At 46.8% G+C, this 21695-nt stretch carries 21 protein-coding genes; 10 read left to right on the forward strand and 11 right to left on the reverse strand.

Going from position 1 to position 21695, the window contains the following annotated elements:
* Window positions 1-8: 8 nt before the first annotated feature.
* The 6 genes from QUE65_RS02635 to QUE65_RS02660 are packed head-to-tail and all read right to left on the reverse strand — an operon-like array spanning window position 9 to window position 6213.
* The gene (locus QUE65_RS02635; protein WP_286281700.1) at window positions 9-1049 is read right to left on the reverse strand and encodes a bifunctional UDP-4-keto-pentose/UDP-xylose synthase; all 1041 of its coding nucleotides are present in this window, start codon (window positions 1047-1049) and stop codon (window positions 9-11) included.
* A gap of 37 nt (window positions 1050-1086) precedes the next feature.
* Window positions 1087-1989 carry a formyltransferase gene (locus QUE65_RS02640; RefSeq protein ID WP_286281702.1) on the reverse strand — a complete coding sequence of 301 codons (903 nt, stop codon included), beginning with the start codon at window positions 1987-1989 and terminating at the stop codon, window positions 1087-1089.
* A 3-nt stretch (window positions 1990-1992) separates the two neighbouring features.
* Window positions 1993-2955, reverse strand: coding sequence for a glycosyltransferase (locus QUE65_RS02645; RefSeq protein WP_286281703.1), 963 nt, complete (start codon window positions 2953-2955; stop codon window positions 1993-1995).
* Between the two features lie 28 nt (window positions 2956-2983).
* A complete protein-coding gene (locus QUE65_RS02650; protein ID WP_286281704.1) occupies window positions 2984-4132 on the reverse strand; it encodes a DegT/DnrJ/EryC1/StrS family aminotransferase in 1149 nt (382 codons plus the stop codon).
* Window positions 4133-4136: 4 nt separating this feature from the next.
* Complete coding sequence (locus QUE65_RS02655; RefSeq protein WP_286281706.1) at window positions 4137-5831, reverse strand: glycosyltransferase family 39 protein; 1695 nt, start codon at window positions 5829-5831, stop codon at window positions 4137-4139.
* Between the two features lie 4 nt (window positions 5832-5835).
* Window positions 5836-6213, reverse strand: a complete 378-nt coding sequence (locus QUE65_RS02660; RefSeq protein WP_286281707.1) for an Mth938-like domain-containing protein — start codon at window positions 6211-6213, stop codon at window positions 5836-5838.
* Between the two features lie 84 nt (window positions 6214-6297).
* Between QUE65_RS02660 and QUE65_RS02665 the strand changes: the two genes are divergently transcribed.
* From QUE65_RS02665 to moaE, 6 genes are read left to right on the forward strand one after another with little or no spacing between them, the layout of a single operon-like run.
* A complete protein-coding gene (locus QUE65_RS02665; RefSeq protein WP_286281709.1) occupies window positions 6298-7554 on the forward strand; it encodes a pyridoxal phosphate-dependent aminotransferase in 1257 nt (418 codons plus the stop codon).
* Window positions 7554-8864 (forward strand): homoserine dehydrogenase, encoded by a 1311-nt coding sequence (locus tag QUE65_RS02670; protein WP_286282402.1) that lies wholly within the window; start codon window positions 7554-7556, stop codon window positions 8862-8864. Before QUE65_RS02665 ends, QUE65_RS02670 begins: the two co-directional genes overlap by 1 nt.
* Before the next feature lie 15 nt (window positions 8865-8879).
* Window positions 8880-10322 (forward strand): threonine synthase, encoded by a 1443-nt coding sequence (gene thrC, locus QUE65_RS02675; protein WP_286281711.1) that lies wholly within the window; start codon window positions 8880-8882, stop codon window positions 10320-10322.
* 2 nt (window positions 10323-10324) lie between these two features.
* Window positions 10325-11587 carry a molybdopterin molybdotransferase MoeA gene (locus QUE65_RS02680; RefSeq protein ID WP_286281714.1) on the forward strand — a complete coding sequence of 421 codons (1263 nt, stop codon included), beginning with the start codon at window positions 10325-10327 and terminating at the stop codon, window positions 11585-11587.
* Between the two features lie 9 nt (window positions 11588-11596).
* Window positions 11597-11854 carry a molybdopterin converting factor subunit 1 gene (gene moaD / locus QUE65_RS02685; RefSeq protein WP_215371747.1) on the forward strand — a complete coding sequence of 86 codons (258 nt, stop codon included), beginning with the start codon at window positions 11597-11599 and terminating at the stop codon, window positions 11852-11854.
* 1 nt (window position 11855) lies between these two features.
* Window positions 11856-12311: a molybdopterin synthase catalytic subunit MoaE gene (moaE, locus tag QUE65_RS02690; RefSeq protein ID WP_286281718.1), complete on the forward strand. Its 456-nt coding sequence runs from the start codon at window positions 11856-11858 to the stop codon at window positions 12309-12311.
* A gap of 4 nt (window positions 12312-12315) precedes the next feature.
* On the opposite strand, the gene QUE65_RS02695 is transcribed toward moaE, so the two are convergent.
* Window positions 12316-12555, reverse strand: coding sequence for a GIY-YIG nuclease family protein (locus QUE65_RS02695; protein ID WP_286281719.1), 240 nt, complete (start codon window positions 12553-12555; stop codon window positions 12316-12318).
* Between the two features lie 94 nt (window positions 12556-12649).
* Between QUE65_RS02695 and clpB the strand changes: the two genes are divergently transcribed.
* The 4 genes from clpB to QUE65_RS02715 all read left to right on the forward strand — a co-directional run bounded on the left by clpB (window position 12650) and on the right by QUE65_RS02715 (window position 18641).
* The gene (gene clpB / locus QUE65_RS02700; protein ID WP_286281722.1) at window positions 12650-15253 is read left to right on the forward strand and encodes an ATP-dependent chaperone ClpB; all 2604 of its coding nucleotides are present in this window, start codon (window positions 12650-12652) and stop codon (window positions 15251-15253) included.
* A gap of 40 nt (window positions 15254-15293) precedes the next feature.
* Window positions 15294-16541 (forward strand): MFS transporter, encoded by a 1248-nt coding sequence (locus QUE65_RS02705; protein WP_286281723.1) that lies wholly within the window; start codon window positions 15294-15296, stop codon window positions 16539-16541.
* A gap of 273 nt (window positions 16542-16814) precedes the next feature.
* Window positions 16815-18113: an isocitrate lyase gene (gene aceA / locus QUE65_RS02710; RefSeq protein WP_251371910.1), complete on the forward strand. Its 1299-nt coding sequence runs from the start codon at window positions 16815-16817 to the stop codon at window positions 18111-18113.
* Between the two features lie 99 nt (window positions 18114-18212).
* A complete protein-coding gene (locus QUE65_RS02715; RefSeq protein ID WP_215371758.1) occupies window positions 18213-18641 on the forward strand; it encodes an HIT family protein in 429 nt (142 codons plus the stop codon).
* A gap of 10 nt (window positions 18642-18651) precedes the next feature.
* On the opposite strand, the gene QUE65_RS02720 is transcribed toward QUE65_RS02715, so the two are convergent.
* Genes QUE65_RS02720 through QUE65_RS02735 form a run of 4 tightly spaced genes read right to left on the reverse strand, consistent with a single transcriptional unit; the run spans window position 18652 to window position 21693 of the window.
* Complete coding sequence (locus QUE65_RS02720) at window positions 18652-19074, reverse strand: DUF1841 family protein (RefSeq protein ID WP_286282403.1); 423 nt, start codon at window positions 19072-19074, stop codon at window positions 18652-18654.
* A complete protein-coding gene (gene nth, locus QUE65_RS02725; protein WP_215371759.1) occupies window positions 19067-19723 on the reverse strand; it encodes an endonuclease III in 657 nt (218 codons plus the stop codon). Before nth ends, QUE65_RS02720 begins: the two co-directional genes overlap by 8 nt.
* Window positions 19724-19728: 5 nt before the next feature.
* Window positions 19729-20400 (reverse strand): electron transport complex subunit RsxB, encoded by a 672-nt coding sequence (gene rsxB / locus QUE65_RS02730; RefSeq protein ID WP_286281727.1) that lies wholly within the window; start codon window positions 20398-20400, stop codon window positions 19729-19731.
* 21 nt (window positions 20401-20421) lie between these two features.
* Window positions 20422-21693, reverse strand: coding sequence for a polyhydroxyalkanoate depolymerase (locus QUE65_RS02735; protein ID WP_286281728.1), 1272 nt, complete (start codon window positions 21691-21693; stop codon window positions 20422-20424).
* Window positions 21694-21695 lie beyond the last annotated feature (2 nt).

The raw sequence follows: 21695 nt of genomic DNA on the forward strand, positions 1-21695 counted from the left end.
ATTAAGTGTTACTCAACCAGATGCCGCGCTTTATCCACATCATGGCGATAGGCTTCAAATATCTTGCTTAGCGCATCGTTCATGGCAATAGTTGGTTTCCAACCCAACTCAGTCATCGTATTTTCAATAGCAGGAACTCGGTTTTGGACATCCTGATATCCAGCGCCATAGTAGCTTTTTGAGGTTGTCTCGATTAATTGAACTTGACCAGCCGTCACTGCATACTCCGGTATTTTCTTAGCAATCGCCAGCATCATCGTCGCCAGTTCTTTGACCGAGTAGTTATTTTTTGGGTTTCCCACGTTATAGATCTTGCCATTGGCAACATCACCTTCATTGGTGATGATGCGCATTAAGGCATCAATGCCGTCATCAATATAAGTAAAGGCTCGTTTTTGGGAGCCACCGTCGACAAGATTGATTGGCTCGCCACGCACAATGTGCCCCAGGAACTGGGTGACCACCCGTGAGGAACCTTCTTTGGGGGTGTAGATACTATCCAAGCCAGGACCAATCCAATTAAATGGTCTAAACAAAGTAAAGCGTAAGCCGTCCATGCCATAGCCCCAAATCACTCGGTCCATTAATTGCTTGGCGCAAGCATAAATCCAACGCGGCTTATTGATCGGTCCATAAACCAGATTGGATGAAGCTGGATCAAATTCAGCATCGGAGCACATACCGTAGACCTCGGAGGTTGAGGGGAAGACGAGGTGCTTGCCATACTTCACTGCCGAGCGCACGATTGGAAGATTGGCCTCAAAGTCGAGTTCAAATACACGCAGTGGTTGTTGAACATAGGTTGCGGGTGTGGCGATTGCGACGAGCGGTAGGATCACATCGCACTTGCGAACGTGATACTCCACCCATTCGCGATTAATGGTGATATCACCTTCAAAGAAATGCATGCGAGGGTGGTTGAGAAGATCACCAATCCGGTCGTTTTGCATATCCATGCCATAGACCTCCCACGACGTAGTCTCCAATATGCGCTTTGAGAGGTGATGGCCAATAAAACCATTCACACCCAAAATCAGAATCTTTTTCATAACACCATTCCTTTGATGAACTTATGAAGCCAACGATTTAATGCTCTTTAGCCAAAAATACCTCAAGCGCTTTACCATCGCCGCACAGGCCGAAGTAGCGATTATCGACGAGATGCATCCCTAGCCCAGACTTTTTGAGGATTGCGGCTTGACTGGGGCTGAGAGCAACGCCAGGATCGAGTGGAAGCGAGCTTTTGGTAAGAATCACTTTTTCCCCACTTAATTCAGTAAAGGCGCCAGGATAGGGTGGGGCCACCGCCCGAATTAGGTTGTAAATTGACATGGCTGACTTTGTCCAATCGATGCGACCATCCTCGGGTTTGCGTCCCCCAAAGTAGGAACCTTCTGTCAATGGATTGGGCCGCCGAGGAAGCTTGCCCTGCATGAGTTGGGGTAGTAGCTTTTCCATCACCTGCTTTGCTGCCTGACTGACTTTATCAAATACCTCTTTAGCGGTTTCATGAATTTCAATAGATACAGCGACTTGCCCCACAATATCCCCAGCATCGGGTTTTGCTTCCATGACATGCAAGGTTGCACCTGTTTCGGTTTCGCCATTCACCACAGCCCAGTTCACCGGGGCGCGGCCGCGGTACTTAGGTAAGAGTGAGCCATGCATATTAAGAGCCGCAATGGTTGCAGTCTCAAGTAACTCAGTGGGCAGCATGAAGCGGTAATAAAAAGAAAAGAGATAATCGGGTGCAATCGCCTTAATCTCAGACACCAAATTTAATAATGCACTCTGTTGCACGATTCGGCATGGCAAACCCCGTTGCTCGCAGAGTTTTTGAACGCTGCTAAACCAAATCGTCTCATTGGGATCATCGGCATGGGTGATGACTAAATCAATTTGCATCCCGGCATCGATTAAGGCTTGTAAACAAGCAACACCAACATCGTGGTAGGCAAAAACAACTGCGTGCTTAGGAGTTTGATTCAAGATTTAGGATTTGGATTGCTCGAGAACAGCACTTACCATATAGCGGGGCCGTTGACGTACCTGTTGATAAATCCGGCCGATGTATTCCCCCAAAAGGCCTAGGCCAAAGAGCATCACGCCAATTAAAAAGAAGGTGAGCGCAAAGAGTGTGAACACACCCTCAACCTCAGCGCCTAAGACAAAACGACGAATCAAGAGAAGCAGGAATAGCGAACCGGCTGCACCGGCCAATAACATGCCTAGAATCGAGAAGAGCTGCAAAGGCATCACTGAAAAGCCGGTGACCAAATCAAAATTAAGACGAATCAATTGATACAGGCTGTATTTAGATTCTCCAGCAAACCGCTCTTCATGTTTAACGGTAATTTCAATTGGATTGTTGGCAAAGGTGTACGCTAGTGCCGGAATAAAAGTATTCGCTTCTTCACACTGCCGAACTAAATCAATGATGCGACGATGGTACCCGCGCATCATGCAGCCTTGATCAGTCATCGTGATTCGAGTGAGCTTATCGCGTAATCGATTCATTGCGCGCGAGGCTGTTTTTCGGAACCAGGAGTCTTGGCGATTTTCTCGAATCGTGCCAACGTAATCATGGCCCTCCTCAAGCTGGCGCACAATTTTCCCAATCTCTTCGGGAGGATTTTGTAGATCCGCATCCAAGGTAATGATGTATTCACCGCGTGCGTATTCAAAACCGGCCATGATCGCCATGTGTTGGCCAAAGTTATTGGCAAACAAGACCACTCGCGTTACATCGGGCCGCTTTTCGTATTGCATGGCGAGCATTGCAGCAGACCGATCTTTGCTGCCATCGTTGATGAAAACGAGCTCATAAGGAAGTGTATATTGACTCGCCAAATGATCAAGCGCGGGGTACAGGCGATCAAATAGAGCCTGTAATCCCTCCTCCTCGTTGTAAACCGGGATTACGACGCTCAAACGTGGGTGAGTAAGACTGTTCATCCCCACATTTTGCCTGATGTAGGGATGTTTACGCTAAAACCTCTTGCAGAGCCTTGACCACACGATCAATATCGGCTTCGGTCATGGTAGGGAAAAGTGGCAGAGTTAAGATCGATTGACCAATTTGATTAGCAACCGGTGTTGCTTCTGGAGAGTACCCTCGCTGACGATACAGTGCAAAGCCAGTAATGGCGGGGTAATGCACCCCGGTACCTATCCCACGTTCTTTTAACGCTAGCATGATTTGGCTCCGAGTTTGACCTAAGCGCTCTAATGGCAATAGGACTTGGAACATATGCCAGTTACTGTTCACAAAATCGGCGATTGGTAGGCCTAAACCTATTTTGCTCAAACCCGATTGTTCGAACCGATCAAAATAATGACGTGCGAGAGCGATACGTTGCTCCTGAAAACGCTCCAGTTGTTTTAATTGATGAAGACCAATAACAGCATTCACATCAGTTAAGTTGTCTTTGCCGCCCAGAACGTCAACCTCCATGCCATCTGGCCCATGACGCACTAATCCTTGCAGGCGTAGTTTTTCAGCGAGAGTCACTTGATCTCCGCCAAAGCGATCGGTATTGAAGACTAGACAACCACCTTCAATAGTCGTCAAATTTTTATTCGCCTGGAAACTAAAACTCACTAAATCATGCCGGCCTTTAGCACCAATACGCAAACCATTCCAGGAAGATCCGAGCGCTTGCGCAGCATCCTCAATCACACGTAATTGATGATTCTCTGCAATCGTATACAGGGCATCAATATCAAGTGGTAAGCCAGCCAAATACACCGGCATGATGGCTTTAGTTTTGTTATTAATCGCAGATTGGACTTGATGGAGATCGAGATTTCGGGTCTTTGGATCAATATCAACAAAAACAGGTTTTGCGCCCACGGCTAAGATCACATTGGAGGTTGCGACCCACGAAATTGGAGTTGTAATCACCTCATCGCCCGGCCCAATCCCAGCGACCTGAAGAGCAATTTTCATGGTAGCCGTGCCGTTTGCAAAGCAGCGCACAGTTGCGCCTCCTAGGTAAGCACTTAGAGCAGATTCAAACTCTAAAACCTTGGGGCCGGAAGTAATCCAACCAGAGCGCAATACATCGGCAACCGCTGTAATGGTCGCTTCATCAATCGTTGGCTTTGTAAAGGGGATAAATGGTTGACTCATTGACCTATTGTCGCAAAGCCTCACGTGGATGTCGAACTACAACACGTCGGCTATCCCGACCTAATTCCTCCATGGGAAGTCCGCGGGTTTTGAGCTCCTCATATTGGCCTGGGCTCATGAGTGCGAAGGCGTTGGGATCTTGGTTCCAGACGATCACAAACTCATTGAGCGTCGGTATCCATTTTTGGGGTTCTTGCTTGGCACCAAAGGTCAGCTCGTCGGTGAATTCGACCATGATGGTATTACGTTCTAGATAGAACGGAACAGTATGATCGAGCAAGCGAACCGAATAAATTTTGGCATCACTTGGGATTTGTGATTTAACCTTTTGCGCTAGGTCATACCCCGATACTGCACGACCTAAAGTCTCGTGCCCCGTTCCTGCGATGGTGGCGGTCAAGAAAAAGCCAAAAGCGAATAGCGCAATACTGAGAAGCGCATTGCGCTTAGCTAGGAGACTTGCCACCAGGCTAAATACCAATAAACAGGAGAGAGCCACAACTATCCAGACGGTGTATGCCTGATAGGCGTCGACCTCATCAGGCTGACCATTACGTCCAACTTCGGATAGAAAGAAAAATCCCGTGATGGCAAGCAAAGTGAAAAATAAAGTTTGGAAACGCCACCCGATTGAAAGATGCGCATGGGACTCTAAATAATCGGCGATTGACTTGGCTGCCAAAATAGCTAAGGCTGGGAATACCGGCATGATGTAGCCCGGTAATTTTGAGCGGGAAATGCTAAAGAAAATAAGGATGACTGCAAACCATGTCCAAAGCATCCATGAGGCTGAGAATGATTGCATGCGGTATTGCATGAGAGTTTGCCTTGCAGACTGAAAGAACTGGGGCATCCAGGGCAAAAAGCCAACAAGCACTAATGGCAAGAAAAAATAAAATGGGGCGGTACGTCCATGAGCAGTTGCGGTAAAGCGCTCAAAGTGTTCATAAATAAAGAAGAAGTGGGCAAACTCGGGATTCTCTATCGATACCGCAATGAACCACGGTGCAGTAACGATCAGGAAAATTACTAATCCGCTAAAAATATGTAATCGACCTAGAATTTTCCAGTCAAAGCGTGTCACGATATACGCAAATAGCACCATCCCTGGAATCACGATACCAATTAGTCCTTTTGATAGCGTGGCTAGACCCATTGCCAGCCAACAGACCCACATCCAATGGCGACCCGATTGGGGGCGCTGATGTTCATAGGCATGTTGAGCAAGTAACAGTGCGCACAGAGCTAGGTTGAGAAAAGCCGATAAGCCCATATCAAGGGCATTGAAATGCCCACCCACAACCCACATTGGGCTCGATAAGAGGATTAATGCCGCTAAATATCCCGTGACCCGGCCAAATAATTGGGCTGCAGTAAATCCAACCAATAAAATCGTGAGATAACCAGTGAGTCCGCTCCAAAAGCGTGCTTGCCATTCGCCAAGACCAAAGAGTTGAAACGTAATTGCCGAGGCCCAAATATGCAGTGGCGGTTTCTCAAAATATTTGTAGTCGTTATAACGGGGTGTGATGTAATCGCCGCTCACCATCATCTCGCGAGCCATTTGGGCGTAGCGACCTTCGTCCGTTGGAATTAGAAGTCGATAGTCAAGCGTTGCAAACCATAAAACGCTTGCGAGGACGAAGACAGCCACTAATGCAACCGAATTCAATGGGGTGAGATGACGTTCGGCAAGCATCTCGTCAATCCTTTTCTAAGAGGATGGCAGCCAATACTTTACGTCCTTCGCCCATTAGGATGTTGTATGTGCGGCAGGCTGCTTGTGAGTCCATCATCTCAAAACCAATTTTGGCTTTAATTAGAGGTTGCAGAATTTTGGGGTTCAGAAACACCTGCTTCTTACCCGTGCCCACAATAACCAACTCGGGTAGTAAGGCACTAATCATTGAGAAATGATCCTCTGAAAGATCCTGGATTTCCTCAACCGGCCATGCCAAAACTTCACCTTCAGGTTGAACGATTAAGGCATGCGAATACGGGGTTTGGTTGACCTCAAGAAAGCCAATTCCGTAGCCAGTGATCGTATTTTGGCTAGATTGTGGGTCAGAATGTAACTTCACGCAGAGGCTCTGTCATAATTGAGGAATTATAGCTAGCAAATTATCCCTAAATTTCAATGGCTTAACCTTGTAGAAGATCCGATTGTGAAACCAATACAAAAGTCCGACAAATTAAATAATGTCTGTTACGACATTCGTGGCCCCGTGCTTGAACTCGCCCAACGCATGGAAGAAGAGGGTCATAAGATTATCAAGCTCAACATTGGTAATGTCGGCGTATTCGGCTTTGACCCTCCCGAAGAAATTCAGCTCGACATGATTCGTAATCTAGGAAATGCATCCGCGTATTCGGATTCCAAGGGTATTTTTGCAGCACGTAAAGCTATCATGCAGTATTGCCAAGAAAAAGGCATTCAAGGCGTTACCTTAGATGATATCTACACGGGTAATGGTGCTTCTGAACTGATTGTTTTGGCCATGAATGCGCTTTTGAATAATGGCGATGAGGTGTTGGTTCCCGCACCCGATTACCCTTTGTGGACCGCGGCTGTCTCCTTATCAGGGGGAACCCCGCATCATTATTTGTGCGATGAGTCCAAAGGTTGGCAGCCCGATTTAAACGATATGCGTTCCAAGATTACGCCGCGCACCAAAGCGATCGTGGTAATTAATCCAAATAATCCAACCGGCGCCTTATATTCCAAAGAGGTTTTGCTGGAGATTATTGCAATTGCTCGTCAACATAATTTGATTCTGTTCGTCGACGAAATCTATGACAAGATGCTCTTTGATGGCGAAAAGCATATATCGCTCGCATCTTTATCGACCGACGTAGTCACCATTACCTTCAATGGTTTGTCAAAAAATTACCGCTCTTGCGGTTATCGGTCCGGCTGGATGGTTGTTTCTGGCGATAAGGCGATGGTTGCCGATTACATTGAAGGCTTAAATATGCTGTCCTCGATGAGGCTGTGCGCAAACGTTCCTGGGCAATACGCCATTCAAACGGCATTAGGTGGCTACCAAAGCATTAATGACCTGGTTGCTGCAGATGGACGCTTAACTCGTCAACGTGATCTAGCCTATAAGCTCATGAGCGAGATCCCTGGGGTTAGCGTTACCAAACCAAAGGCTGCTTTATATCTATTTCCAAAACTCGATCCACAAATGTATCCAATTAAAGATGATCAACAATTTATTGCTGATCTTCTAAAAGAGGAAAAGGTACTTCTTGTCCAAGGTACCGGTTTTAATTGGCCCAAGCCAGATCACTTTCGGATTACTTTTTTACCTCATGAAGATACTTTGCGCGAAGCAATTAAGCGGATCGCCCACTTTCTTGAGCGCTATCGCATGAAACACGCAACTAATTCAGTTGCAGCTACTCCAGCAAAAGTATGATGAAACCCATTCAGGTCGGACTTCTTGGTATTGGCACCGTAGGCAGTGGAGTCTTTACTGTTCTCGCCCGCAATCAAGAGGAAATTCAGCGGCGTGCAGGCCGCGGCATTCGAATTCATACAGTTGCTGATTTGAATACGCAGCGGGCCCAAGAGCTAGTTCAAGGTCAGGCTCAGGTGGTGAGTGATGCGCGCACCATCATTCAGAACCCAGAAATTGATATCGTGGTTGAGCTTATTGGGGGCTATGGCATTGCTAAGGATTTAGTTCTTGAAGCGATTGCGCATGGAAAACATGTCGTCACCGCAAACAAAGCATTGATTGCTGTTCATGGCAATGAAATTTTTAAAGCGGCGCATGACAAAGGAGTCATGGTTGCATTTGAAGCCGCGGTCGCAGGCGGAATCCCAATTATCAAAGCATTGCGTGAAGGCTTGAGTGCAAATCGCATTGAGTGGATTGCTGGAATTATTAATGGCACCACCAACTTTATCTTGTCAGAAATGCGCGATAAGGGTTTGGACTTTAATGCTGTGTTGAGTGAGGCGCAACGCTTGGGCTACGCTGAAGCAGACCCAACTTTTGATATTGAGGGAATAGATGCGGCACATAAAGCAACCATCATGAGCGCGATTGCGTTTGGGGTGCCAATGCAATTTGCCCAAGCACATGTTGAAGGCATCACTAAGCTATCAGCGATTGATATTCGATACGCTGAACAGCTTGGGTATCGCATCAAGCTTTTGGGGATTACAAAGAAGACCCTAAGCGGCATTGAGTTACGGGTCCATCCAACGCTGGTGCCTGCAAAGCGTTTACTAGCAAACGTTGAAGGCGCAATGAATGCTGTACAGGTATTCGGTGACGCTGTCGGTACGACCCTTTATTACGGTAAAGGTGCGGGTTCGGAGCCAACGGCTTCTGCGGTCATTGCCGACTTGGTCGATGTCACGCGTTTGCAAACTGCGGATTCTGAAAATCGAGTGCCTCATTTAGCGTTTCAGCCAAATGCCTTACAAAATACTCCAATTCTGCCAATTTCAGAGGTAACAACGAGTTATTACTTGCGCTTAGCGGTTGCTGATCAGGCCGGCGTTTTAGCCGATATCACACGGATTTTGGCTGCTCACGGCGTATCGATCGATGCGCTATTGCAAAAAGAAGCTGCTGAAGGGGAAAGTCAAACGGATCTTGTGATCTTGACCCATGAAACTAAAGAAAAGAATATGACAGCAGCTTTATTGGAGATGCAAAATCTGAAAACGGTGATTGGTGAGATCGTTAAGATTCGTCTTGAAAATCTTTCCTAGATTAAGTTTCTACATATGCGTTATCAATCGACTCGAGGCGCAAGCCCAGAACAAACCTTTCAAGGAATCTTATTAGGGGGCTTAGCGCCTGATGGGGGTTTGTATTTGCCAACCCACTATCCTCAAGTTACTAGTGCGCAGTTAAATTCCTGGAGGGGCTTGTCGTACCCCGATTTGGCATTTGAAATTATTCGTTTGTATTGCGACGATATTCCCGCTGATGCTTTAAAAGCGTTACTCCGCAAGACCTATACCGCGCAGGTCTATTGCAATGGTCGTCCTAGCGATTTAGCAAGCGATATTACTCCCGTGCATTGGTTGGGTAAGGAGCATGGAGCGCAACTGGGTCTCTTATGTTTATCGAATGGTCCAACCCTTGCTTTTAAAGACATGGCCATGCAGTTATTAGGTAATCTCTTTGAGTACGCATTGCGACGCGCTCAGCAAGACCTCAATATTTTGGGCGCCACTTCTGGAGATACTGGAAGTGCAGCTGAGTACGCCATGCGAGGAAAAGAGGGTATTAAGGTTTTTATGCTGTCGCCACGCGGCAAGATGAGCCCATTCCAGTCGGCGCAAATGTACTCCTTGCAAGATCCCAATATTTTTAATCTGGCTGTCGATGGGGTATTTGATGATTGCCAAGATATCGTGAAAGCAGTTAGTAACGATTTGGCTTTTAAAGCCAAATACCGGATTGGCACAGTGAACTCAATTAATTGGGGACGGGTTTTGGCTCAGGTCGTTTATTACTTTCAAGGTTACCTGTTAGCAACCGCGTCGAGTAATGAAAAAGTCTCCTTTGCGGTACCGTCTGGCAACTTTGGAAATGTTTGCGCTGGGCATATTGCCCGAATGATGGGCTTGCCCATTGCGCAACTCGTAGTGGCTACCAATGAAAATGATGTGTTGGATGAGTTTTTTAAAACTGGTATTTACCGAGCCCGTAAATCGGCAGAGACCTTACATACCTCGAGTCCTTCAATGGATATTTCTAAGGCAAGTAATTTTGAGCGCTTTATCTTTGATTTACTTGGTCGCGATGGCTTGCGCACTGCTCAATTATTTAAACAAGTTGAAACTGAGGGTGGGTTTGATTTATCGAACGATCCAGTATTTAAAACCATTTCAAAATTTGGATTTGTCTCTGGGCGCAGTACGCATCACCATCGCTTAGAGACAATTCGAGACATTGATCAGCGCTATGGAGTGATGATCGATACCCATACCGCAGATGGTATTAAAGTTGCGCGAGAATATTTACAAACAGAGATCCCAATGTTAGTTTTGGAGACCGCTTTGCCGATTAAGTTTGAGGAAACGATTCAAGAAGCATTAGGCCGTCCGGCTGAATGCCCAATTGCATTTACTGACATTAAAGATAAGCCTCAGCGTGTGACGAATATACCGGCTAGCACTTCAACAGTGAAGGCATTTATTCAAGATCACGTTCATTGATCATGGTCATCAGCCCATCTCCTGCGTCGAATACTAAACCACCATTACTCAGTGCGGCTGAAGCCCTATCGCATTTGCTAAAAAACCCTGAGCCCGTTGAGGGTCATGAGTTGGTGCCAACCCAAGATGCGCTAGGGCGTGTTCTTGCTGAGGATATTGTTAGTACGGTTGATGTGCCACCACTCGATAACACCTCCATGGACGGTTATGCGGTAGCCACTCAGGATATTCCGCAGCCTGGAGTTACCTTAAAAGTGGATCAACGTATTCCAGCGGGATCGATCGGTGAGCCGCTTAAGCCTAAGACTATTGCCAGAATCTTTACTGGTGCACCTATACCGCCAGGAGCCGATGCGGTCGTGATGCAAGAGGACTGCACAACTCAGGCTCAATCGGATTTAGTTCAAATTAATTCCATCCCCAGTATGGGGCAGTGGATTCGACGGCGCGGCGAGGACCTCAGTGTTGGAAAAGTCGCTTTATCTGCCGGCACTGTTTTAAGACCCCAGCACCTGGGCGTTGCTGCCTCTGCTGGCTATGCAGAATTGCCTGTCAAACGCAGGGTCAGAGTAGCCGCCTTTTTTACCGGCGATGAACTGTCCTTACCCGGTGAACCTTTAAAGCCGGGCGGTATTTATAACTCGAACCGTGACACCTTGTTGGGTCTCATTCGGAGTCTGGGATGCGTCGGTACGGATTACGGCATTGTTCCTGATCGATTGGAAGCAACTCGTCAGGCGCTACGAACTGCTAGCGAAGATCATGATCTAATTATTACGTCGGGCGGTGTTTCAGTCGGTGAAGAAGATCACATTAAGCCTGCTGTTCATGCTGAGGGGCGATTGGATTTATGGCAGATTGGCATTAAGCCAGGTAAACCGCTCGCATTTGGAGCGGTTCGTAAACAAAATCAGACAGACAGTGAGGCATGGTTTATTGGCCTTCCTGGTAATCCAGTATCTAGTTTTGTGACCTTCATTCTATTTGTTCGTCCATTTATCTTAAAACTTCAAGGGCGATCCGATTTCACACCGCCATCTTTTTTAGTGCGTGCTGATTTTGATTGGTCAAAGCCAGATCGTCGTAATGAGTTTTTGCGAGTCAAACTAAACGCAGTCGGCGGCCTTGATCTCTTTCCAAATCAGAGCTCGGGCGTTTTGACCAGCGCAGCCTGGGGAGATGGATTGATTGATTGCCCTGCCAGACAGGGATTTAAAAAGGGTGATATGGTTCGATATATCCCCTTTAGTGGACTACTTTATTAATTCATCACCATGAAACTGCATTTGCGTTTTTTTGCCTCGATACGCGAGGGCTTAGGTGTGGCGCAAGAGGAGCTTGTGATTCCCGATTCGGTAAAAACCATTGCGGATCTTCGTGCTTTCTTAATGATGCGTGGCTCGCCTTGGGCTGACATTTTGTCTAAAGACCGAGTATTGCGTTGTGCCCTCAATCAGCAAATGGTCAGCGCAGACACTGTTTTGTTAGAGGGTGCTGAAGTTGCTTTCTTCCCCCCAGTGACTGGAGGCTGATATGCCAGTTCGTATTCAAGAGCAGGATTTTGACCTAAGTACAGAAATTGCAAATTTACGAGCTGGTGACGGTGCAGTAGGCGCTGTTGCTATTTTTGTTGGCACAGTTCGAGACCTCAATGACGGCGCGACTGTTCAACAAATGACCTTAGAGCATTATCCGGGAATGACCGAAGCAGCCTTGCAGTTGATTATTGATCAGGCCAAAGGGCGCTGGGATCTAAACCAAGCACTGATTATTCATCGGATTGGACCCTTACAGCCGCTCGATCAAATTGTCTTGGTCGCTGTTACCAGCGCCCACCGTGGAGAAGCCTTTGCTGCATGCGAGTTCATCATGGACTACCTAAAGACACAAGCACCATTTTGGAAGAAAGAAGATACCCCAAATGGTGCTCGCTGGGTTGATGCCCGCGTTTCAGACGACAAAGCGTTGTCGCGTTGGTCTAAAACTTAGGGCCTTACATAAAAAACTGTCTTTTTTGGGAGCGCGTAAGACGCTTAACGGCACTTTCTGCTTTAGATGCACTCGAGCGGTCTGGGTAAGGCTTTACCTCTAGAAGCTTCACCGGCCCCCGTCCGCGTGTATAACGCGCACCAATCCCTTGGTTATGAGCAACGATCCGCTCTTCAAGCTTATTGGTGATGCCTGCGTAATAGCTGCCATCGGCGCATTCAAGTAAGTAAAGATACCAAGCCATCGCACATTGCATTGAAATAAAAAACTTGAATAATGAAGGTTTACCCCCATATTCTAAATAGACTCTTTAATTAGTAAATTAATTTATATAAATCATGCGAATAGATAAACTAACCACTAAATTCCAAGAAGCATTAGGGGATGCACAAAGCCTTGCCCTCAGTAACGATAACCAGTTCATTGAACCCGAGCATTTGCTTCTTGCGATGGTACGTCAGCAGGATGGAGGGGCGCGAAGCTTATTAACACGAGCTGGCGCTAATGTTGCTGGGCTGGAAAAAGCTGCTGAGGCGATGATTGCTAAATTACCCCAGGTCCAGGGTACTGGGGGCGATGTTCAGATTGGTCGAACTTTATTAAATTGGCTTAATCAAACCGAAAAGGAAGCGAGTAAGCGCGGCGATCAGTACATTGCTGGCGAGTTATTCCTATTGGTTTTGGCAGACGATAAAGGGGAGTTGGGTAAGGCGGCTCGCGAAAACGGTTTAAGTCGTAAGGCTTTAGAGGCGGCAATTGATTTGGTTCGTGGCGGTGAGTCAGTAAACTCAGCCGATGCCGAAGGCCAGCGTGAGGCCTTAAAGAAATACACCCTCGATTTGACGGAGCGCGCTCGGCTCGGAAAACTTGATCCGGTGATTGGACGAGATGATGAGATTCGGCGTGCCATTCAAATTCTTCAGCGACGCAGTAAAAATAATCCAGTCTTAATTGGCGAACCTGGAGTCGGTAAGACCGCCATCGTCGAAGGCCTGGCGCAACGCATTGTGAACGGTGAAGTGCCGGAAACATTGAAAGACAAGCGTGTTCTGGTGTTGGATATGGCCCTTTTATTAGCCGGCGCAAAGTATCGTGGTGAATTTGAAGAGCGTTTAAAAGCAGTGCTCAATGATGTGGCAAAAGATGAAGGCCGCACCATTATGTTTATTGATGAGATTCATACGATGGTTGGGGCTGGTAAAGCCGATGGCGCGATGGATGCTGGCAATATGTTAAAGCCAGCGCTAGCTCGAGGTGAGCTCCACTGCATCGGCGCCACCACGCTTGATGAGTATCGTAAATACATTGAGAAAGACGCTGCTCTAGAGCGCCGTTTTCAAAAAGTCATGGTTGACGAGCCAAGCGTTGAGGCAACGATTGCAATTTTGCGCGGCTTACAAGAGAAATATGAGCTGCATCACGGCATTGAGATTACAGACCCTGCGATTGTGGCCGCAGCCGAGCTCTCTCACCGCTATATCACTGACCGGTTTTTACCTGATAAGGCGATTGATCTAATTGATGAGGCCGGTTCTCGTATCAAGATGGAAATTGATTCAAAGCCTGAGGTCATGGATAAGTTAGATCGCCGACTGATCCAGTTAAAGATTGAGCGTGAAGCGGTTAAAAAAGAAAAGGATGATGCCTCTAAAAAACGCCTAGATCTTATCGAGGAAGAAATTACCCGATTGGGTGCAGAGTATGCCGATCTTGAAGAAATTTGGAAGGCTGAAAAGGGTGCAGCCTTGGGCGCTGCCTCCGTGAAGGAAGAGATTGATCGCGTTAAAGCTGAAATCGCAAAGTTACAGCGCGAGGGTAAGCTCGAGAAGGTCGCTGAATTGCAATACGGTAAATTGCCCGAACTCGAGCAAAAACTGAAGTCAGCTGCTGCTGCTGAAGCAAAGGCTGAACAGAAAGATTCAAGCCGTCCAAAACTACTTCGCACACAAGTTGGTGCTGAAGAAATTGCGGAAGTGGTCTCGCGTGCGACCGGTATTCCCGTTTCGAAAATGATGCAAGGCGAGCGGGACAAGTTACTCAAAATGGAAGAGCATTTGCATGAGCGTGTTGTGGGACAGGATGAGGCGATCCGTGCTGTATCGGATGCAATTCGTCGCTCTCGCGCCGGTCTCTCCGAAGAAAACAAGCCCTATGGTTCATTCATGTTCCTAGGACCTACAGGCGTTGGTAAGACCGAGTTATGTAAAGCGTTGGCTGAGTTTCTATTTGATAGCGATGACCGATTAATCCGGATTGATATGAGCGAGTTTATGGAAAAGCACAGCGTCGCTCGCTTAATTGGGGCTCCCCCTGGATACGTAGGTTACGAAGAGGGTGGTTATCTCACTGAGCAGGTTCGTCGTAAACCCTATAGTGTGATTTTGTTTGACGAGATTGAAAAAGCGCATCCTGACGTATTTAATGTGTTGTTGCAGGTATTAGACGATGGGCGACTAACCGATGGTCAGGGACGTACAGTTGATTTTAAAAATACCGTGATTGTGATGACCAGTAACATTGGTTCTCATTTGATTCAGTCAATGACAGGTAAAAATCAAGCTGAGGTGAAAGAAGCAGTTTTTGGTGAGCTCAAAAATCATTTCCGTCCTGAGTTCTTAAACCGAGTCGATGAGATTGTGGTTTTTCATGGATTGGATCAAAAGAATATTGCCTCGATCGCAAAAATTCTCTTGCAAAACCTCTCAGAGCGGTTGGACCGCCTTGATATGCAACTGGATATCAGTGATGCAGCGTTGAATAAAATAGCAGAGGTTGGTTTTGACCCTGTTTTTGGGGCTAGACCACTCAAGCGTGCCATTCAGCAGCACATTGAAAATCCGGTATCGAAGATGATCTTGGAGGGCAAATTTGGCCCACAGGATGTGATTCCAGTGGATGTGGATAAAAAGGGCGATTTCAGCTTTTCACGTCTCGTCCATTAAGCGTTTTGGAGGATCGGGCGACTGGCGCTAAACTAGTGCTATGTCGCTTGCCCAAGGCAGTTTTTACTCCAGTGATAACCGTACGATCGGCTTAATCAGCCTCGCGCACGGCACCTCACATTTTTATCATTTAGTTCTCCCCCCTCTTTTCCCCTGGTTGAAGATCGAATTTGGCTTGTCGTATGCCGAGCTTGGTTTGTTGATGACCGTGTTCTTTGTGGTTTCCTGCATCGTGCAAGCATCTTCAGGTTTTCTAGTCGATCACAAAGGCGCTCGTCCGGTCTTGTTCGCTGGGATTGGATTATTGGCTTTGTCCGCAGTGACCTACGCTGTGAGCTCAAGCTATTTGGGGTTAATGATCGGTGCGATTTTGATGGGGTGCGGTAATGGTGTTTTTCATCCGGTCGATTACACCTTAATCAATCATAAGATTTCAGCAAAACGATTACCGTACGCCTATTCCTTTCATGGCGTCACCGGTTATCTCGGTTGGGCTTTAGCCCCAGTTTTTATGGTGGCTATTGCAGAGCTTGCAAATTGGCGCACAGCGATGATGGCAGCTGCGATCTTGGCGATCTCAGTTCTTATATTGATCTGGTTTAACCGCGACTTACTGACGGATGATGCCAAGGAGCGTCAAGCCAGTAATTTGGCAAATGCACGCAAGGAAGACCCCAACCATCAACCGCTGGGAACTTTTGATTTCTTAAAGTTACCTGCTGTTTGGTTATGTTGGCTCTTTTTCTTTTTTAGTATGGTGGCAATGTCGGGCATTCAGTCATTTGCCCCAAGCGCATTGTTTAAAACTTACGAAATCTCGGTTGCCTCTGGTAACTTTTTTCTAACCCTATTGGCTCTTGGAACTGCAGGTGGTATGTTGTTTGGTGGTTATCTGGCAAGCCGCTTTGCTGCGCCAGAACGTACCGTGGTCATCTGTTTATTTGTTAGTGCACTGATGTCGGTAATTATTGGGGCGGAGTTAGTATCGGCCACCTTGATTCCTACCTTGTTTATTGTGATTGGCATTGGCTTGGGTATTGCAGCACCATCACGTGATTTAATGATTCGCTCCGCAACACCACAAGGTGCCTCTGGTCGAGTCTATGGCATTGTTTACTCAGGCATCGATCTTGGTGCTTCAGTGGGTCCGCTCGCCTTTGGTATTTTGTTAGATGCTGGCAGACCTAATTGGCTTTTCTTGGGCGTTGCCTTTATTCAATGCTTGATTATCTTTACAGCGTTTAGAGTCGCAGGTAGCATTCCCAATCGACCGGCTGCGGCCAGTTAATGCCTATTTCCATATGATGAAATATTGATTTCATCAGATAAAAAGTTGGAGAAATCAAAAGTAGTAGCCAGTTTCATTTTGCAACTCATTATTTCGTATTACAAAAATTAATTCATAAGTAATTGAATTAATTAAAGAAATTTATTTCGATTTGCTCCAACTTTTCAAGCTTTAATCATAGTTAGCTCTCTAAACTCTTATATAAGACATAAGAGTTTGGGTTTTTTAAGCCCTCGTCGACATCAATTTTTATCTTGAATGAAGGAGAGCAATATGGTGACTCGTAAAGCAGAAGCAGCAACGATTCAAAAGGATTGGGATACTAATCCACGTTGGCAAGGGGTAAAGCGCGGCTACACCGCAGAAGATGTTGTACGTCTTCGGGGTTCTGTTCGTCCAGAGTACACCTTGGCGAGACAGGGCGCAGAGAAATTATGGAATTTAGTCAATAACGAAGCCTATGTAAATTGTTTGGGCGCGTTAACTGGCGGTCAAGCCATGCAGCAAGTAAAAGCTGGCGTTAAAGCAATCTACTTATCAGGTTGGCAAGTGGCTGCTGATAACAATACCTATGCAGCGATGTATCCAGATCAATCTCTCTATCCAGTGGATTCCGTACCGAAGGTGGTTGAGCGGATCAACAATACCTTTGAGCGCGCCGATCAAATTCAGTGGTCAAAGGGAATTAATCCAGGCGATCCTGGTTACATCGATTACTTTGCTCCAATCGTTGCCGATGCCGAAGCTGGCTTTGGCGGTGTTCTTAATGCATATGAATTAAGTAAAGCATTAATTAAAAATGGCGCAGCTGGTGTGCATTTCGAAGACCAATTGTCATCCGTTAAAAAATGCGGACATTTGGGTGGTAAGGTGCTATTACCTACTCAAGAGTCTGTACAAAAATTAATTGCTGCTCGTTTGGCTGCGGATGTCATGGGTGTACCAACGATTATTTTGGCGAGAACCGATGCCGAGGCTGCTGATCTATTAACTTCGGATTACGATGAAAACGATAAACCGTTCTTAACCGGCGAGAGAACCCCTGAGGGTTTTTATAAAACCCGTAAAGGTTTAGGACAGGCGATTTCTCGTGGTTTAGCGTATGCGCAATATGCTGATATGGTCTGGTGTGAGACCGGTACTCCCGATTTGGATTTTGCCAAGAAGTTTGCTGAGGCAATTCGTGAGAAGTTTCCAGGAAAAATGTTGGCTTATAACTGCTCGCCATCCTTTAACTGGAAGAAGAACTTAGACGATGCAACGATTGCTAAGTTTCAACGTGAGTTGGGTGCCATGGGTTACAAGTACCAATTCATTACTTTGGCCGGTATCCATTCGATGTGGTACAACATGTATGATCTTTCGCAAGACTATGTCAAGCGCGGTATGACAGCCTATGTTGAGAAAGTTCAAGAGCCCGAGTTTGCAGCGCGTGATCGGGGTTATACCTTTGTTTCCCATCAACAAGAGGTTGGTACTGGATATTTTGACGATGTCACCACCGTTATTCAGGGTGGCAAATCATCAGTGACTGCGTTGACTGGGTCGACTGAAGAAGAGCAATTCCATTAATGATTCATCCGCCTAATCGGCGGATTATGCAGTTGTGAAAGGCGCTTACAGCATCTCAAAAGGGTGACTTAAGCGCCTTTCTGTTTTACAGTAGTACTCATGAGCGATTGCATACTTTGTAAAGAAGATGGCGGCCACATCATTTGGCGGGGCGACGACGCTCGCGTGGTTCTGGTCGATGCACCTGATTTACCTGGCTATTGCCGAGTGATTTGGAATCGACATATCGCTGAGATGAGTGAGTTATCGCGTATCGAACGAGAAATCTTGATGGCTTTAGTGGATGTGGTTGAGTTTGCTGTGCGGCGTGTGATGCGGCCTCAAAAAATAAACTTAGCTTCATTGGGTAATCAAGTTCCACATCTTCATTGGCATGTGATCCCCCGTTTTGCTGATGACCCCTATTTTCCTGATTCGATTTGGTCACCGCGGCATCGCGATACGACTCATGCCGTTCTCAAGTCGCGACGTGAGCTCGCTAAGGGGATTCCTGAGGCGATCCGTTTGGGGATTGCCGATTTGGCGTAACCACTAATCATTAAATCAGTCGCCGTATTGACTCAATGTATGCGTGTGCGTCTAAAGCTTGGCCATTGCGCTGAGATTCCCAAAGAGCACGCCCCAAGCATTCCATCATTTGATGATGAGCTTCATGCTCAGAATCTAATTTACGACTCAGTTGCTCGGCAACTAACTTGATTCCCGGAGGCTGATCAATTGAAATTTGCTCGCTGATGGATAAGTGCATGGATAAATGCAAGAAGGGATTAGTTTGTCCTTGTTCAGGGATAAATTCTTGGACAAGCGCTTCATTGTTCGACAAAATAGCGTGATACTCGGGGTGGAGCTTGATCCATGAGCAGGCCATCATCTCAAGGGGTGTTAATACACTTCCAGTCAATTGTTTATGCCAGGCATTGCAAAAGAATTGCCGAACCTCATCGCGACTTGGATTAAACAGCGCCACGTATTTTTCCTTGATTGGTTTTATGTCGATAAGAGCATAAAGGCTCAACGATGCATTGTGCACAATCCGGATTGCGAGCCTTACACACATAGCGGCCATGCAAAATCAGCCAATGATGAGCATCGACCTGGTAGTCCTTGGGAATTCGTTTCATGAGTTTATTTTCAACTTGCAGAACATTTTTACCAGGGGCCAGACCTGTACGATTGGATACTCGAAAAATATGGGTATCTACTGCAATCGTTGCTTCCCCAAATGCTGTATTGAGGATGACATTGGCCGTTTTACGGCCAACACCAGGCAGTGCTTCTAGTTCGGATCGGTTTCTAGGCACTTGACCGCCGTGGCGTTCAAGTAATATCCGGCAGGTCTCTTGCAAATGCTTTCCCTTCGTCCTGTAAAGACCGATATGTTGGATATAGGGACGCACTCCTTCTTCGCCAAGTGCGAGGATCGATGCGGGAGTATTCGCAACTGAAAATAAACGACGTGTCCCCTTGTTCACCGATACATCAGTAGCTTGTGCAGATAGTAAGACCGCAGTTAATAATTCAAATGGCGAGCTGTATTCCAGTTCGGTAGTTGGCTTGGGGTTATTTGCCTTCAGTTGCTCAAAAAAGGCAATGCGCTGCTCAGGGTTCATGATGCTTATGAGCCTGATTGTTTTACACGTGCAATCGCCGCAGCAATAATTGCGCGTTTACGTTCGATTTCTTCACGTTGTGCTTGGCTTGTTGCTTGACTCTGATCCAATGCGGCTAATTTAGCTTTGGCTTTAGTAGCCAATCGCTCCTCTTGGTCGCGCTCTTCGCGTTCGAATCGATTTAAATGGGATTCATAGCGAGCTCTTGCTAGATCTGCTTGAGCGGGCGACCAAGCATTCCAACCAGTTTGATCTCCTGTCACATTTAGCATGTGAATGCAATCCACTGGACAGGGGGCAACGCATAGGTCACAGCCAGTACACCACTCAGGAAGCACGGTGTGCATTTGCTTAGATGCGCCAACGATGGCATCAACGGGGCATGCCTGAATACACAGCGTGCAGCCAATGCAGGCTTTCGGATCGATCCAAGCAACTGGACGTGGCCGTTCAGCTCCGCACTCTGGATTAATGGTGCGAGTCTCATTATCTAGCGGGTAATTCAGGATTTGGCTAAGACGAATAATTCCTTCTGCACCACCCGGGGGGCAGCGATTGGGTTTTTCGCCCTCAGCAAGGGCCTCTGCATATCCGCGACAATCCGGATAACCGCATTTTGTACACTGCGTTTGTGGAAGCGTGTCTTCGAGTAGGTCGGCAAGCGTAATTGAAGGCATGGACTTTCAATCCGATGCAATTTAATTCGCGTCTTGATTGCTTGGATTGGATCGGTGGTGGGCCCGAATAAATTGCTGGATACGGGGATAAACTTTATTGCGCCAGCGACTTCCAGAGAAAATACCGTAATGTCCGGCACCACTCACTTCGTAATGTTCTTTCCTCGATTCCTCAATACCTTTACATAATTTGTGGGCTGCTCGCGTTTGACCGCTGCCGGAGATATCATCCATTTCACCCTCGATTGTCAGTAAGGCTGACTGCAAGATATCCTGTGGTTTAACGAGTTCGTTGCCAACCATCCAATTCCCATTTGGCAAGGCGTAGTCTTTGAAGACAGTGCGAATGGTATCTAGGTAATAGTGAGCATCCATATCCAGTACTGCGTTGTATTCGTCATAAAAACGGATATGGGCTTTTGCATCCTGCTCGTCACCACGAACTAAGTTTTGAAAATAATCCCAATGCGATTGAAAATGATTGCTTGGGTTCATAGCAATAAAACCCATGTGCTGTAAGAAGCCAGGGTAGACGCGTCGTCCAGCACCAGGGTGAGGCGGCGGTACGTTGTAGATCGTATTCGCCTCAAACCATTCAATTGATTTACTCATCGCCAGCGAGTTCACTGCGGTCGGTGATTTGCGAGCATCAATTGGGCCGCCCATCATGACTAAGGAGCGTGGCGTACTTTCACCACGTGAAGCCATTAATGAGATGGCGCCGAGAACCGGAACCGTTGGTTGGCATACAGAAATCACATGAAGATTTTCAGCACCAATATGGCGAACGAAATCTTCAACGTAATGGACGTAATCATCTAAACCAAATACGCCTTGGTCGTTTGGAACCATCCGCGCATCAATCCAGTCGGTGATGTAAACCTTGTGATCTTGCAACATCGTGCGAACGGTATCGCGCAATAAGGTGGAGTGATGGCCGGAGAGAGGAGCAACAATTAAAACAACCGGGTCTTGCTTCATTTTGGAGATGACTTCAACATCATCCGAAAAACGCTTAAAACGAACTAGATTACAAAATGGTTTCGCAGTGGTAGTTAACTCTTGGACGACCACCTCTTTGCCATGAGCATTGACACTACGAATTCCAAATTCAGGTTTCTTATAGTCTTTGCCAAGACGGTGGAGTAGTTCATAACTCGCTGCCAGACGCTCCGCACCTGGCACCAGGGAGAGTGGATTGGCTGGATTAACAAAAGTCTCCGCGGTTGTTTTTGCCCACTCCGTTAAGGGTTGCAATAATGCTTTTTGGAAATCGTAGATTTGATAAAGCATTG

Source organism: Polynucleobacter sp. HIN8 (assembly GCF_030297615.1).
Lineage (GTDB): Bacteria > Pseudomonadota > Gammaproteobacteria > Burkholderiales > Burkholderiaceae > Polynucleobacter.